This is a genomic window from Acinetobacter sp. GW821-FHT01C12 (genome assembly GCF_059422625.1).
The window spans coordinates 25,145-38,813 of the sequence record NZ_JBWKXD010000017.1 but is presented as its reverse complement, the minus strand read 5'-3'; the positions used below and the strand labels follow the sequence as shown (position 1 = coordinate 38,813).

Annotated in this window: 15 protein-coding genes and 1 pseudogene; 6 read left to right on the top strand and 10 right to left on the bottom strand. The window is 38.1% G+C overall.

Annotated elements, in window-relative coordinates; translation table 11 throughout:
- Positions 1-15: 15 nt before the first annotated feature.
- Positions 16-1,197, bottom strand: a complete 1,182-nt coding sequence (locus tag AC07WY_RS21140) for an MFS transporter (protein WP_419336940.1) — start codon at positions 1,195-1,197, stop codon at positions 16-18.
- Between the two features lie 161 nt (positions 1,198-1,358).
- Positions 1,359-1,625 (bottom strand): metal/formaldehyde-sensitive transcriptional repressor, encoded by a 267-nt coding sequence (locus AC07WY_RS21135; protein ID WP_004818177.1) that lies wholly within the window; start codon positions 1,623-1,625, stop codon positions 1,359-1,361.
- A gap of 87 nt (positions 1,626-1,712) precedes the next feature.
- On the opposite strand from AC07WY_RS21135, the gene dmeF reads away from it, so the two are divergent.
- Together dmeF and AC07WY_RS21125 are read left to right on the top strand one after the other, a co-directional pair.
- Positions 1,713-2,705, top strand: coding sequence for a CDF family Co(II)/Ni(II) efflux transporter DmeF (gene dmeF, locus AC07WY_RS21130; RefSeq protein ID WP_494737050.1), 993 nt, complete (start codon positions 1,713-1,715; stop codon positions 2,703-2,705).
- Between the two features lie 156 nt (positions 2,706-2,861).
- Positions 2,862-3,563 carry a DsbC family protein gene (locus AC07WY_RS21125; protein ID WP_494737049.1) on the top strand — a complete coding sequence of 234 codons (702 nt, stop codon included), beginning with the start codon at positions 2,862-2,864 and terminating at the stop codon, positions 3,561-3,563.
- Between the two features lie 69 nt (positions 3,564-3,632).
- Here the strand turns inward: AC07WY_RS21125 and AC07WY_RS21120 are convergent, their stop codons facing one another.
- The 3 genes from AC07WY_RS21120 to guaD form a co-directional block, all read right to left on the bottom strand.
- Positions 3,633-3,884, bottom strand: coding sequence for a GlsB/YeaQ/YmgE family stress response membrane protein (locus AC07WY_RS21120; protein ID WP_004718955.1), 252 nt, complete (start codon positions 3,882-3,884; stop codon positions 3,633-3,635).
- 197 nt (positions 3,885-4,081) lie between these two features.
- Positions 4,082-4,609, bottom strand: a complete 528-nt coding sequence (hpt, locus tag AC07WY_RS21115) for a hypoxanthine phosphoribosyltransferase (RefSeq protein WP_004718958.1) — start codon at positions 4,607-4,609, stop codon at positions 4,082-4,084.
- 232 nt (positions 4,610-4,841) lie between these two features.
- Positions 4,842-6,173 (bottom strand): guanine deaminase, encoded by a 1,332-nt coding sequence (gene guaD, locus AC07WY_RS21110; RefSeq protein ID WP_262084733.1) that lies wholly within the window; start codon positions 6,171-6,173, stop codon positions 4,842-4,844.
- Positions 6,174-6,416: 243 nt separating this feature from the next.
- Between guaD and AC07WY_RS21105 the strand changes: the two are divergent.
- Positions 6,417-6,983 (top strand): annotated as a pseudogene (locus tag AC07WY_RS21105) (nucleotidyltransferase family protein).
- Positions 6,984-7,169: 186 nt separating this feature from the next.
- Here the strand turns inward: AC07WY_RS21105 and AC07WY_RS21100 are convergent.
- From AC07WY_RS21100 to AC07WY_RS21085, 4 genes are all read right to left on the bottom strand, one after another.
- Positions 7,170-8,135: a TerC family protein gene (locus AC07WY_RS21100; RefSeq protein WP_004718969.1), complete on the bottom strand. Its 966-nt coding sequence runs from the start codon at positions 8,133-8,135 to the stop codon at positions 7,170-7,172.
- A gap of 292 nt (positions 8,136-8,427) precedes the next feature.
- Positions 8,428-8,967 carry a cysteine hydrolase family protein gene (locus AC07WY_RS21095; RefSeq protein ID WP_262084731.1) on the bottom strand — a complete coding sequence of 180 codons (540 nt, stop codon included), beginning with the start codon at positions 8,965-8,967 and terminating at the stop codon, positions 8,428-8,430.
- A 191-nt stretch (positions 8,968-9,158) separates the two neighbouring features.
- Positions 9,159-9,314, bottom strand: coding sequence for a hypothetical protein (locus AC07WY_RS21090; protein ID WP_262084729.1), 156 nt, complete (start codon positions 9,312-9,314; stop codon positions 9,159-9,161).
- A gap of 448 nt (positions 9,315-9,762) precedes the next feature.
- On the bottom strand, positions 9,763-10,980 hold the full coding sequence (locus AC07WY_RS21085) for a sugar transporter (RefSeq protein ID WP_494737048.1): 1,218 nt from the start codon (positions 10,978-10,980) through the stop codon (positions 9,763-9,765).
- A 172-nt stretch (positions 10,981-11,152) separates the two neighbouring features.
- Between AC07WY_RS21085 and AC07WY_RS21080 the strand changes: the two genes are divergently transcribed.
- From AC07WY_RS21080 to AC07WY_RS21070, 3 genes are all read left to right on the top strand, one after another.
- Entirely contained in the window at positions 11,153-11,440 is a 288-nt protein-coding gene (locus tag AC07WY_RS21080) for a GNAT family N-acetyltransferase (protein WP_004818159.1), read from the top strand.
- A gap of 53 nt (positions 11,441-11,493) precedes the next feature.
- On the top strand, positions 11,494-11,778 hold the full coding sequence (locus AC07WY_RS21075; RefSeq protein ID WP_262087422.1) for a GNAT family N-acetyltransferase: 285 nt from the start codon (positions 11,494-11,496) through the stop codon (positions 11,776-11,778).
- A 63-nt stretch (positions 11,779-11,841) separates the two neighbouring features.
- Positions 11,842-12,219, top strand: coding sequence for a hypothetical protein (locus AC07WY_RS21070; RefSeq protein ID WP_004818156.1), 378 nt, complete (start codon positions 11,842-11,844; stop codon positions 12,217-12,219).
- 44 nt (positions 12,220-12,263) lie between these two features.
- Here AC07WY_RS21070 and mpl read toward each other — a convergent pair whose 3' ends face one another.
- Positions 12,264-13,631, bottom strand: a complete 1,368-nt coding sequence (gene mpl, locus AC07WY_RS21065; RefSeq protein ID WP_262087421.1) for a UDP-N-acetylmuramate:L-alanyl-gamma-D-glutamyl-meso-diaminopimelate ligase — start codon at positions 13,629-13,631, stop codon at positions 12,264-12,266.
- Positions 13,632-13,669 lie beyond the last annotated feature (38 nt).

Genomic DNA, 13,669 nt, shown 5'->3' with positions numbered 1-13,669 from the left:
CTAGGCGCACAGCGCCTAGATGTTTGATCCAACTTTAATTTTTAAATGACTGATCAATAAATAAATACATAAGATACCAATTCCTGCACAAAAGCCTAAAACACCAACCATTAAACCGAAATGATCAGATAAAAAGCCTGCGCTAATGATCGGCACAATGGTACCAAAATAGGCAATAAACAAATAAGTGGAAACCACAGCTGCCCGATTTTCAACATTGGTCATGTGGTGAATCAATGCAAAAGCACTCAGTAACGTTAAACCATGCCCCATTCCGACCAAAACCACACTCAAAAAGAATAAGAAACTCCAATGCATGGTCATACAGATCGATAAAATAATATAGCTGGAAATCAATAAGACTAAGCCAGTATTCAATGCTTTATGCATATCAAAAGACTTTGCTATAAATTGGACGATCGCAGAAACCATTAAGATACTGGCAATGGTTGCACCACTGACCAATGGTCCATGCCAAGGAATCACATCTCGAATAAAGGAAGGTGCTAATGAAGCAAATAAACTAAATGAGCCAAAAGCACAGAATGCGGTAAAACTGGCGATATAAAACAGTTTTTTAAATTGAGCTTCTGGCAGTTGTAAGTGGGGTGCAATAGAAAATGGCTGCCTTTCAAACCTCATGGTTTTAATCGTAAATAAACTCAGCAAACTGATGATTGCTGCAACAATTACGGGTAAATAAGGTGTGACAAGTGGGCGATCAGAAAATTGTGCGATTGCACCACCAATAAACGGGCCCAGTCCAAAGCCAATCACGGTAATAATTGAACTTAACTGTGCTGCATTCTGCTTATGTGAGTCAGGAATGGTATAAATCAAACCTAACATTGCGGAGGTGCTGATCAACCCAGAGGCAATACCAATGATAAAGCGGCCAAATCCAAGCAAATAGGTGGTTGATGCAAACACCGACAGTGTTAAGCCAACCACAGCAAACAATAGCCCGATTTGTAAGGTACGAATAAAACCAAAACTATTACTGCTACGTCCTAAAAATAATAATGTGGTTAAGCAACCAAACATATAGGCCACGAAAATATAGGTGATCTGGCTTGGGAGTAATTGCCAAAGTTGTTGATAAATTGGATATAAGGGGCTAGCAAGCGCCGTACCAATCGTACCAATACATAAGGCTAGGCTGATCATTAAAAATGAACGCCATGATTGTTGATTCATAAATATAGGACTTCAAATGCAAATGTTTTGCAGATAAAAATGCCAAACCTGTTCAATACAAAGTTCGGCATGGAAGGAATTGAGTATGGAAAGATTAAAACTTAATCAGTAAAGGGTCAATGGAAACTTGAACATTCAAGCATAGATGACTGTGAATTGAGTTATGAATAGCGTTTTAGCAGCTTTAAAAATTCTTGTAATTCAGCTTCATCTACGGCTTGAGTGTCTTTAATCACATGCTCAGTTAAATGCTGCTCAATCAATTCATTCATTAAGCCATTCACGGCACCTTTAATTGCCGCAACTTGCTGTAAAACGCTGATACATGAGCTGCTTTGATCATTCAAAGCTTCTTCAATCGCATGAATTTGTCCTTTTAGTCGTTTCACACGATTGAGGACTTTTTTATCTTGATGTAAATGACTCATAAATTAATCCGCTATTTTATATACTCCCTTATAGTATATTTTAAATTGAAATTATATACTCAGGGAGAGTATATAGGATCATGTCTCATGCAATTCAAAACCATTCAGCGAAAGCATAGCCATCAATTTGATCAAGGTAATCCTTTAGCACAAAAGAAAATCTTATGGGCGACCATTTTGACTGGATTGATGATGATTTTTGAGATTGCGGGAGGCTGGATTTTTAATTCCATGGCCTTACTCGCAGATGGTTGGCATATGAGTTCGCATATGCTGGCATTAGGTTTGGCTTATGCTGCTTATCGAGCTGCTCGTTATTATGCGCAGGATTCTCGTTTTAGTTTTGGCACATGGAAAATTGAAATTCTTGCTGGCTATAGCAGTGCAATTCTATTGATGGTGGTGGCCTTATTTATGGCCTTCCAGTCGCTAGTGCGTTTATTCCATCCTGTACAGATTCATTATAATGAAGCGATTTTGATTGCTATTTTAGGTTTACTGGTCAATTTGGTTTGTGCATGGTTATTACACGATCATGCTGACCATCACCATCACCATCACCATCACCATCACCATCACCATCACCATCACCATCATTCACATACGCATAATGACCATCATGGACATGATTTAAATCAAAAAGCTGCGTTTTTACATGTGGTTGCAGATGCACTGACCTCTGTCTTGGCGATTATTGCTCTTTTTGCTGCAAAGTATTTGGGTTGGGATTTTTTAGATGCTGTATTGGGTATTGTTGGGGCAATTTTAGTCGGACGTTGGTCATATGGTTTAATCAAAGAAACGGCCCAAACATTATTAGATGCGGAAATGGATCATCCTGTAGTCGATGAAGTACGTCAAGTGATTGAGCGTCTAAATGTTGAAGCAAAAATAACCGATATTCATGTGTGGAAAGTGGCTAAAGGCAAATTTTCAGTGATTTTGGCGCTTGAATCCAATGATAAAAATTTAAATGCTGATCAGGTACGCCATGCTTTATCTATTCATCAACAATTGGTGCATATTTCTGTTGAAATCAACAAAACCGCGATGTTTAGTTGGGTTTCACGTGAAACCTGAGTAAGAATAAAGTACAACTTTTTTAACAGTTCAAGGTACTGTGATTGGTAGAGAACCATTGCAAACAGAGATAAGGATCAATCACAGTTTTTAAACAAGTCAGCTGAGGAATTATGCTTTAATGCATCTCAATATTTATTTTGATTTTATCGATTTATGTTAAAGCAATTTATCGCATTGAGCTTAAGTCTGGCTTTTTGTACAGTTGGTTTTTCCAGTGTTGAGACTGTGAAAGCAAAATTAGCACAGCAGTATCCCAATGTAAAAATTAATAATCTGCAAACAACAGAAATGCAGGGTTTATATAGTGGGACCTTGGATAATCAAATTGTTTATGTCAATGAGGATGCTCAGCATTTATTTATTGGTTCAATGATTCGTTTGAAAGATCAGCATAATTTAACCAAAGATTTAGCAGTTAAAGAAAATACGATAGATTTTAAAGCATTACCTTTGAATGATGCAGTAAAAACAGTCAGGGGGAATGGAAAGCGTCAGCTTGCAATCTTTTCTGACCCAAATTGCCCATATTGCAAGACGCTTGAAGGGAATTTAGCCAAGCTCAATGATGTGACAATTTATACATTTATCTATTCCATCAAAGCACAATCGATTTTGCCATCTAAGCAAGTATGGTGTTCTGCAAATAAAGAATATGCATGGAAAAATTTGATTCAAAATGGGATCAAACCAACTGCACCAGCAAATTGTGCAACGCCAATCGAGCGTAATTTGGAATTGGGTAAAAAATTAGGTTTGCATGGAACACCTGCAATTATTTTCTCAAATGGTTATAAGGTGATGGGTGCCTACCCTGCCGAAGAAATTGAGAAAATATGGAAAAATTTTGGATTATAAACAGCGCTTAGAATGCTGACAGCGTAAAAAAGCACCCATCGAGGGTGCTTTTTATATTGAGGAGAAAATTTAAGTACGTTTGGCAATCATGTTATAGATAAAAAGTACCACTATTGCACCAATGACTGAGGCAATAAATCCAGCTGATGCACCTTTTGGATATAGGCCGAGTAATTGACCACCATAGGTTGCAACCAATGAACCTACAATACCAAGTGCTGTTGTTACAATGAAGCCAGCTTTGTCATCACCAGGGTGAATTGCACGTGCAATCAAACCTGCAATAAAACCAATCACAATTGCACTAATCAGTGACATCATAATCTTTCTCCTTTTTCTTTATTTTGTCGTGAGTTACTGCATCGAATTAGTTTAATAATCAAATATTCTCAAATGAAGTAAAAGCGCTTATTTGCTACAAGTTGTTGCATTTTTGTTCACTATGAAAGCTAAAAAATAAAAAAAGCGACCGAAGTCGCTTAACTCATTTTAGTTAAAATGATGCGGTGAGGTCTCAATTAAAGACCAATTTCCCCGATAAATGGAATATGACGGTATTTTTGATCGTAGTCTAAGCCATAGCCCACAATGAATTTATCTTCAACTTCAAAGCCCAGAAATTTCACATCTAAGTCGATTTCACGGCGAGACGGTTTGCTGACTAAAGTACACAGCTCGATCGAGTTGGGATGACGTGTACTTAAAATTTCCAATACTTTGCTTAAGGTATTGCCAGAGTCAATAATATCTTCCACGACTAAGATATCCTTACCGCGAATTTCGCCGTCTAAATCTTTGAGGATTCTGACATCACGAGAAGATGTTGTACTGCCACCATAGCTTGAAACGGTCATAAAATCGAGTTCGTGAGTCTTGCTGATTGCACGACATAAATCAGCCATAAAAATCACTGAACCACGCAATAAACCAATTAAGACAAGTTCTTTATCGCTATTGGCATAATGCGCATCAATTTTTTTACCAAGTTCCTGAACTTTTGCATGAATTTCTTCAGCAGAAATCATCACTTTCATTTCAATAGTCATGGGAAATACCTAAAAAACTAAACATCAAATTCTAAAATTAAAAAAGGTGTTGACTAGCAACACCCTAAAAGATGACATAATTTTAAAACATATCAGATCAAGATGCATCTTTTTTGACATTTGAAAATGTAAATGCCCTAATTTAAGCCGAAATGATCAATGTGCATCACGTTTTAAAACGAATGCACAGATCACAAAAACTGTACCAATCAAAATCAGTTTTTTCTTTGATTTACGCGGTTTTTGTTTGGTTTTGCTCATAGGCTTTTTGTCCATAAATATAGGTGGCTTGAATATTGCGATCATCCCCCATGGTAAATAAGGCAAATAATGCATCGTCTATGTTTTTAGCACGTTCCTGACGCAGTTGTTGTAGCGCCGTTGCTTTTAAATCTAGCACAACAAAATCGGCTTCTTTACCGATATTGAAATTGCCCAATTGCGCATCCAAATGTAACGCTTTCGCTCCACCAAGCGTTGCATGATAAAGTGATTCCATCGCCGAAAGTTTATCACCTTGGAGTTGTTGCACTTTGTAGGCTTCATTGAGGGTTTGTAATTGGCAAAAGGCTGTTCCTGCACCAATATCTGTTCCTAAGCCGACTTTGACCTGTTTTTCCCAGGATTTTTTTAATGGGAATAAACCACTTCCCAAAAATAAGTTTGATGTCGGGCAAAATGCAATCGCTGAATCAGTTGCATGCATGCAATCCCACTCATGCTCTTCTAAATGAACACAATGTGCGAAAACAGAACGTTCTCCTGTTAAACCATAGTGGTGATAGACATCCAGATAACCTTTCTGCTCTGGGAATAAGTCTTTGACCCATGCAATTTCATTTTTATTTTCACTGAGATGGGTATGCACATATACTGTTGGATACTCTGCTTTTAACTGCCCTGCTTTTGCCAATTGCTCAGGTGTAGAGGTTGGAGCAAAACGCGGAGTAATGGCATATAGGTTACGACCATTACCATGCCATTTTTCAATCAGTGCTTTAGAGTCAATATATGCACTTTCAGCAGTATCTGTGAGTGCTTCAGGTGCATGACGGTCCATCATGACTTTACCTGCGATTAAACGCATCTGATGCTGTTCTGCCGCTTCAAATAAGGCATCGACTGATTGGGGATGTACCGTACAAAAAACCAGTGCTGTCGTGGTGCCATTTTTAAGTAATTCTTGGACAAAAAACTGTGCGATTTTGTCGGCATAGGTTTTATCTGCAAACTGAATTTCAGTTGGAAAAGTATAGGTATTTAACCATTCTAAAAGTTGTTCACCATATGCACCCACCATTTCTGTTTGCGGAAAATGAATATGGGTGTCAATAAAACCAGGCACAATCAGTTGTTCTGGGTAGTGATCAATTTGAATATCATCTGTCAGGTGAGACTGTGCATCTTCCCAAGGGCCAAACCATTTGATTTTGCCTTGCTCTGTGATCAGTAAACCATCTTCGATATAACGAACTTGATCTAATATTTGAGCTGCTTGAGAAACGGTATTTTTAATATCAAGAAAACGCCCACGAACCGCTGTTTTCTGTACAATACAAGACATGTAGAACCTGCAATTTATCCTTTTTTCGATTGATTGTACCTGAAATTTGTATCAGGTGCTGTATGCAGTTTTGCGCGAAAGCATTCTAAAAAATTGAATAACGTTATTTTTTATTGTTTTAGCACAGTGACGTTTTTATCGAAATATAACTAAAATTAGCGGCTAAAGGCATATTCTATATTGTAAGTTTATCTTGATAGCAACAATCACTACAGTCTTGGAAAATGGTGAAATAAGACAACAATGGATCATACCCGACAGTTAAAACAGCTTATCTATTCATGTCCTGAATTGATGCTCCGATTACAGTATTTGCGAGATATTCATACACATGCATATTTGAGCGCAGGTGTAATTCGCAACTTGGTATGGTCTATTTTACATCATCAGAGTTATGGATTTGATCAGATTGAAATCGATGTAATTTTCTATGATTTAAATGATCAACAAGGCCTTAAATAGCAACATTTGACTGAATTGTTAAAGCAAAAATTTCCCAATAATGAATGGGATGTGGTCAATCAAGCCTATGTGCATTTGTGGTATAAAACAGATGATGGATGTTCTATCTCTCAATACCAATCTTTATTCGATGCTTTATCCGTATGGGTTGAAACGGCAACCGCAATTGCAGTACGTTTACTTGAAAATGATGATATCGAAATTATTGCGCCGTTTGGGCTAAATGATTTGTTTGAATTAAAATTGAGATGGAATAAACGTTTGGTCAGTTATCCAGTTTTTTTAGCACGGATTCAGGCTAAACAGTTTTTGACCAGATGGGAAAAGCTGCTTGTTGTGGATGATTAGAGGATCAGGATTTAAATCAATCAAACCATAGTGAAGATCATACTCCAAGACAACAGATGGCTATTACAACAGATGACTATGCTGATGGATAAAGATTTCACTTCAATACTGACCATACAATTTAAATCGTTGAGTATTATTGTTGATCATAAAAAAGCCTTCCAATTGGAAGGCTTAATCTAGTGTTTATAAGGTTGTTTCATGATGTTTTTTGCTATGGCGAATAGAGAGCCAAGCGGTAATTGCCAAGACAATCACAATGAAACCTAACGAAATCCAAATCGGCATATGGAAGACATCCAGCATTAACATTTTAAAGCCAATGAAGACTAAGATGATGCCTAAGCCATAAGGCAAGTAATGCATTTTAGAAGCGGCACCCGACAATAAGAAGAACATTGCACGTAGACCTAAGATCGCCATTAAATTCGCAGTTAATACAATAAATGGATCACTGGTCACCGCAAAAATCGCTGGAATAGAATCGACCGCGAAGATCACATCGGAAGCTTCAACTAAAATTAAGACAAGAAATAACGGGGTTGCCCACAACACACCATTTTGACGAACAAAGAATTGAGCACCTTCTAATTTTGGGGTGATTCGCATGTGTTTACGTAACCACTTTAGAATAGCCATATCTTCGATATTGGTTTCTTCTTCATCCTGCCCTTTAAGGAATTTATAGCCTGTATAAACCAAGAAAGCACCAAAGAGATAAAGCACCCAAGAGAATTCTTGAACGAACCAGGCGCCAATAAAAATAAAGATGGTACGTAAAATAATTGCACCTAATACACCATAGAGCAGAATTTTACGTTGTAAGCCTTGTGGAATCGCAAATGCAGCAAAGATCATTAACCAGACAAAGACATTGTCGATCGCTAACGATTTTTCAAGTAGATAACCTGCAAAGTATTCCATGACTTTGCTATTGGCAATAGAAACACCCGCGGTTTGTTGTAAATACAGCCATAAACCACCACCAAATAATGCTGCAACACTGACCCATGCAATGCTCCAGTAGGCAGCAGTTTTAATTTTGACTTCTTGCCCTTCTTTTTGTTTAAAGCCTAAAAAGTCGATCAGTAGCATGACAATAACAATAGCGAAGAACGCTAGATACAGCCATGGATTGCCAATAGTTTCCATAAAACTCTCCAAATCTGGCAATCAGGCATAAAAAAACCTTGACCTGTTGCCAGATGATTAAACATCTGTGTCAACATGATCAAGGTCTTGCCTACATTTGAGTTATGTACATCAATCTCAAATGCTCAGATACCGGCTTTTTTCAAAGCGTAATGACGATATTCTGATTAAAGGAGGCTACTCCCCTTGTTCAATATACTGTGTAAGAAATCTTTCATTTCTTAATACCTAGTGAGAATCGCATATTTACTAAAAATGTGCAAATTTTGAATGTATTTTTATGTAGTTTATTTTATGTACAAAATTCAGCGCTGGTTTTTAGCACAACAAAAGCTTGATTGAGCGTTGAATTATGATGCTGAATAATACGGTCAGCATTGAGAACCTTTGAATCTACTGTGCTGTGCGCATCTGAAATTAATGTCACTTTATAATTTAAGTCTTTTGCCGCACGACTTGTGCTATCGATACAAAATTCAGTTTTTAAACCACAGATGATCACTTCTTCAACATTTAAAGACTCTAATTGTTGTGCTAAATCTGTTTGGAAAAAACAATTTGGCCGTGTTTTTTCTAAGATGTAATCTGTATTAGGATCAATATTTAATTCAGCGATCAGTTGAGTCATTGGACTATTTGGGGCGAGTCCTGTGTCTGCTAAACCAACATGACGTATCGCAAAAATCGGAATGTGTTTAACACGCGCATATTCAATGAGCTGATTAACGTTTTTCAACAATTGCTCAGCTTGAAATGGAGGATGTTGCGCATGAAATAGACCATTTTGTAGATCAATAACCAGTAAGGCTTGTTTATTGTGATACTCAGACATGAGTTTCTCCGTAAATATTGACCAAATCACGGAGCAAAAAATAACCCCGCTCATTGGCAGGGTTGGTTTCTACATTTTATTTTAAATGTATACGTCCACACTGCCGATGCAGTGTGGTGGTTAATAATTTAAATAAAATGATTGGTTGCATTGCAGTTATTGCCTATATCGGACTTTACGTCCGCACTGGGTTAATTAGGATACTTGTGTCGACGGCGCAGTTCAGCTTGTGCCCACGCAATTGACTGCTTCATGTCTTGTCGTAGTGCTGTGATCTCAGATTGGGTCAAGACTCGAGGCTTTTCTGAAGTATTCGGTTTTCCATTGGGTGAGGTGGTCAATGCCATCGAATTGCTCCTTAATACCTGCATACACCTTGACTGTTCGCACGATGTCTTTTTTGACCTTAAAGCCAAGTTAACTTTTATCAAATTAAAGTTTTTAACTCAGCATGTCACTTTAAAACTTGTAAAAAGATATTTAGGGTCTGTTGGCATTTCATAAATGGCTTGCGTTGTAGGTTAAAATTAAGCAGGCAAGGCATTAAACGAAGAGAATAGTGAGTCTATTTTCGAGTTTCATAACGAAGGCTGAGATAATTTTAACGACAACCCTGAGCAAGAACAAAGCATTGCTTTGTTTGCAGCGCAAGGCGCAGCGGGGGACTAGTGTGTTTTTTGCCGCTACGTGTTACCTTGCGAAACGATGTTTCTCATTATTTAGAATGACTAAATTTCGTATTTCGCGCCTAGTATCGCCTAAAAAACACACGTAGTCGCAAACGTAGACGAATTGTCAACAGACCCTATTTTTTTGAATAAAATCTTTACGTTGTACAAGCATTAAAGCTAACAGGGTCCCAAGAACAGCGATTATACCGCCAACGATGCCAATATGGTTGAGCCCATAATTGGTAGTCACTATGCCACCAAGCAAAGCGCCGCCACCAATACCCACATTGTAAAGTCCTGAATAAATCGCCATTGCGACATCAGTGGCATCAGAAGCTAAAGCTAAGGTTTTGGCTTGTTGAGCTAAGCTAAAGCAAATAATCGCCATGCCCCAAAATAAACTCAGTAGACTAAAACTGGTAAAATCAGTACTCAGTGAAGTCAACAATAACATCGAAACAGCCAATATCGCACTACTTAACGGTATCGGAAGTTTGGGATATTTTTTGGCAAATTTACCGAATAAATAAGAGCCAAAGAAACCCGCTGCGCCATAGATTAATAATAAGGTTGTAGTCTGTGTCGAGCTAAAATGCGCAACATTCAAAGCAAAAGGTTCGATATAACTGTATGCGGTAAATTGTGCGGTAATCACAATAATGGTCAGAGCAAAAACAATCATCAGGCTTGGGCGTTTTAAAAATACCTTTAAACTACTCAGAGAACCTGAATTGACGCTTGGTAAGCGTGGTAATGTTTTGGCTAAGATGACGCAAACTATAGCCGCACCAATTGCAATCAAAGCAAAAGTATTACGCCAACCATAAGATTCACCAATCATTCGTCCAAATGGAATACCTAAAACCATCGCCAATGCCGTACCTGTGGCCAATAGCCCCAAAGCTTGAAACTCCTTACCTTTGGGTGCGACTCGTACTGCCAGTGATGCAGTGATTGACCAAAATAAAGCATGAGAAAATGCGATACCAATTCGACTGATCAAGAGTACATCGAAACTCCATGCACAATAAGATAATGCATGACTGGCCACAAAAACCATAAATAAGATGATCAGTAAAAAGCGCCGTTCAATATTTTTGGTCAATAACATGATCGGCAATGAAATGGGTGCAACAACCCATGCATATAGAGTAATCATGATGCCAACATCAGTTGCAGGCATCGCAAAGCTTTTTCCAATGTCGCTCAGCAAAGCCACAGGAACGAATTCTGTGGTATTGAAAATAAATGCTGCGAAAGCAAGGCTAATCACACTGATCCATTGCTGGGATTCACTGGGGGCAGATTGTGGTGCTGGAGTTTGGGGAGATAAGGCAGACATGGTCAATATTAAAAGAGGTTAGTGCTAAATTTTAGGCTGAATTGTGAATAAAGTTAAGCTAAGTTTGTTGTATCAAAAATAAAACTGTCAGACAAAATTTAACAATAATTCAAATATAGTTATGGCATTTTGAATAGGCCTATAAATTTAAACGTATATAAGAGTAAATAAAATGTTAGAAATCAGACATAAAGATGATGGTAAAAAAGGTGAATTTTATATTGGTGAAGAAGGTCACCATTTGGCTGAAATGGCATACACATGGGCAGGTGAAAATATGTTGATTATTGACCATACACTTGTAGAAGATGAATTGCGTGGTCAAAGTGTAGGTCGAAAATTATTAGATCAAGTTGTAGAGATGGCTCGCTCAAAGAATGTGAAAATTATTCCACTCTGCCCTTTTTCAAAATCAGTATTTGATAAAGATCAATCGATTCATGATGTTTTGAAATCTTAAGTTTGCTTTGCTACAGTGGGATTGTGTTATAGAACATCCATGAGAAAGAATATATGCAATTCCAACATGTAGATAATCAACAAAAAGGTGAATTTTACTTTGATAATGAGCAAGGTAAGCGAATTGCTGAGATCAGTTATTTATGGCATGGTGCACATCAGATCATTGCGAACCATACTTGGGTAGATGACTCCTTGCGTGGTCAAGGAATTGCGCGCCAGTTGTTGGATACTTTGGTTGAGTTTGCACGTGAAAAGCAGCTTAAAATTGTACCCACTTGTTCCTATGTCGAAGTCATGTTTAGACGTGATAAAAGTTTTGTTGATGTGAAAGCTTAGCTTTATTGTGTGCCCAATACTCATTGGGCCGTTCAGATTCAGATTCGGTTAGAAGATTAAAACATGTTTAAAAAAATGATAATCACTGTATTGTTATTGAGCAGTTCATCGTTCAGTTTAGCAATGAGTTGTTTTGAATTAAATTTACAAACCTATAAAAAAGAGCAAGAAATACAGCCACGTTGGGAGTTGTTAGGCAAATCTAAACATCGTATTTATTTTTATTCAGCGCCCAAAAACATCTGTAAGATGAATGATACTTTTGTGCTTCAAAATGATAATGTCACGGCTTATTCAATCTATAAAGACAGAAAAAAACAACACTGGGTTTATGTGATATTTAATGATCCAAATCAAAATATAGAAGATGATCTGGTTGAAGGTTGGGTCAAGCTTAAGGATTTTAAACTTATTGAAAGTACCCCCTCCGTAAATCAATAAAAAAACCCACAAAATTTTGTGGGTTTTCTACACTTTATTTCGACTTATTTTGCTTTTAATGCTGCAATCAATTTTTGATGTAATCCACCAAAACCACCATTGGACATAATCACCACAGCATCGCCCTCACCTGCTTGTGTAACAACGGTACTGATAATGTCATCCAGTGTACGAGCCACAACGGCTTTATTGGTTGCAGCGTCAATGACAGGCTGTAAATCCCAGTCCAGACCTTCAGGTTGATACCACATCACTTCATCTGCAAGACGTGCAGAATGTGCCAAGCCATCTTTATGACTGCCCATACGCATGGTGTTTGAACGTGGTTCAATAATCGCCCAAAGCTTACGTTCGCCTAAACGTTTACGTGCACCTTCAAGCGTTGTATCAATCGCAGTTGGGTGATGGGCAAAGTCATCATATATCTCAATACCATTCACCGTATCAAGTAATTCCATTCGGCGTTTCACCCCACCAAAATTCGATAAGGCTTCACATGCTGTTTCAATTGAAACGCCGACATGTTCAGCTGCTACAATGGTTGCCAAAGCATTGGCAACACTGTGTTGTCCTGTCATATTCCACTTCACTTCACCTTTTACTACGCCGTGTTGAAGCACTTTAAAATGTGAACCATCTGTAGAAAGCTGTTCAGCATAAACTTCAGCACTGTTATTGGCGTCAAGTGAAGTCCTTACAACAGGTGTCCAACAACCCATTTGCAACACTTCATCGATATTGGTTTCAGTGATCGGGGCAATGATACGACCTTCACTTGGAATGGTGCGGACCAAATGATGGAATTGTTTTTGAATTGCTGCTAGATCATCAAAAATATCGGCATGGTCAAATTCAAGATTATTTAAAATCGCAGTTTTTGGATGGTAATGTACGAACTTAGAGCGTTTATCAAAAAAAGCAGAGTCATATTCATCTGCTTCTACGCAGAAATATTTTCCACCACCTAAACGTGCGCTTTCACTAAAGCCTAAAGGTACACCACCAATTAAAAAGCCAGGATTTAAACCTGCTTGATCCAGTACCCAAGCCAGCATTGTTGTTGTGGTAGTTTTACCATGGGTACCGGCAACACCAAGCACATGTTTGCCTTGTAAAACATGGTCAGCAAGGAATTGTGGACCTGAAATATATGCTAAACCTTCATTGAGCATATATTCCACCGCATCTATACCACGCTTCATTGCATTGCCTACAATGACAAGATCTGGATGTGGTTGTAAATGACTACGGTCATAGCCTTGCATTAAGGTAATGCCAGCATTTTCGAGTTGGGTCGACATCGGTGGATAAACGTTCGCATCTGAACCGGTGACCTTATGTCCTAAATCACGCGCCAATAGCGCCAATGAACCCATAAAGGTGCCGCAAATACCCAAAATATGCAGATGCATTCGTGTTAACTCCAGTGCTTTTATAGACACATCACTTT

What these genes read in the sequence shown, in the direction of transcription:
- AC07WY_RS21140 (WP_419336940.1), bottom strand. Translation starts at nt 1,197, where the DNA reads ATGAATCAACAATCATGGCGTTCATTTTTAATGATCAGCCTAGCCTTA.
- AC07WY_RS21135 (WP_004818177.1), bottom strand. Translation starts at nt 1,625, where the DNA reads ATGAGTCATTTACATCAAGATAAAAAAGTCCTCAATCGTGTGAAACGA.
- dmeF (WP_494737050.1), top strand. Translation starts at nt 1,713, where the DNA reads ATGCAATTCAAAACCATTCAGCGAAAGCATAGCCATCAATTTGATCAA.
- AC07WY_RS21125 (WP_494737049.1), top strand. Translation starts at nt 2,862, where the DNA reads ATGTTAAAGCAATTTATCGCATTGAGCTTAAGTCTGGCTTTTTGTACA.
- AC07WY_RS21120 (WP_004718955.1), bottom strand. Translation starts at nt 3,884, where the DNA reads ATGATGTCACTGATTAGTGCAATTGTGATTGGTTTTATTGCAGGTTTG.
- hpt (WP_004718958.1), bottom strand. Translation starts at nt 4,609, where the DNA reads ATGACTATTGAAATGAAAGTGATGATTTCTGCTGAAGAAATTCATGCA.
- guaD (WP_262084733.1), bottom strand. Translation starts at nt 6,173, where the DNA reads ATGTCTTGTATTGTACAGAAAACAGCGGTTCGTGGGCGTTTTCTTGAT.
- AC07WY_RS21100 (WP_004718969.1), bottom strand. Translation starts at nt 8,135, where the DNA reads ATGGAAACTATTGGCAATCCATGGCTGTATCTAGCGTTCTTCGCTATT.
- AC07WY_RS21095 (WP_262084731.1), bottom strand. Translation starts at nt 8,967, where the DNA reads ATGTCTGAGTATCACAATAAACAAGCCTTACTGGTTATTGATCTACAA.
- AC07WY_RS21090 (WP_262084729.1), bottom strand. Translation starts at nt 9,314, where the DNA reads ATGGCATTGACCACCTCACCCAATGGAAAACCGAATACTTCAGAAAAG.
- AC07WY_RS21085 (WP_494737048.1), bottom strand. Translation starts at nt 10,980, where the DNA reads ATGTCTGCCTTATCTCCCCAAACTCCAGCACCACAATCTGCCCCCAGT.
- AC07WY_RS21080 (WP_004818159.1), top strand. Translation starts at nt 11,153, where the DNA reads ATGTTAGAAATCAGACATAAAGATGATGGTAAAAAAGGTGAATTTTAT.
- AC07WY_RS21075 (WP_262087422.1), top strand. Translation starts at nt 11,494, where the DNA reads ATGCAATTCCAACATGTAGATAATCAACAAAAAGGTGAATTTTACTTT.
- AC07WY_RS21070 (WP_004818156.1), top strand. Translation starts at nt 11,842, where the DNA reads ATGTTTAAAAAAATGATAATCACTGTATTGTTATTGAGCAGTTCATCG.
- mpl (WP_262087421.1), bottom strand. Translation starts at nt 13,631, where the DNA reads ATGCATCTGCATATTTTGGGTATTTGCGGCACCTTTATGGGTTCATTG.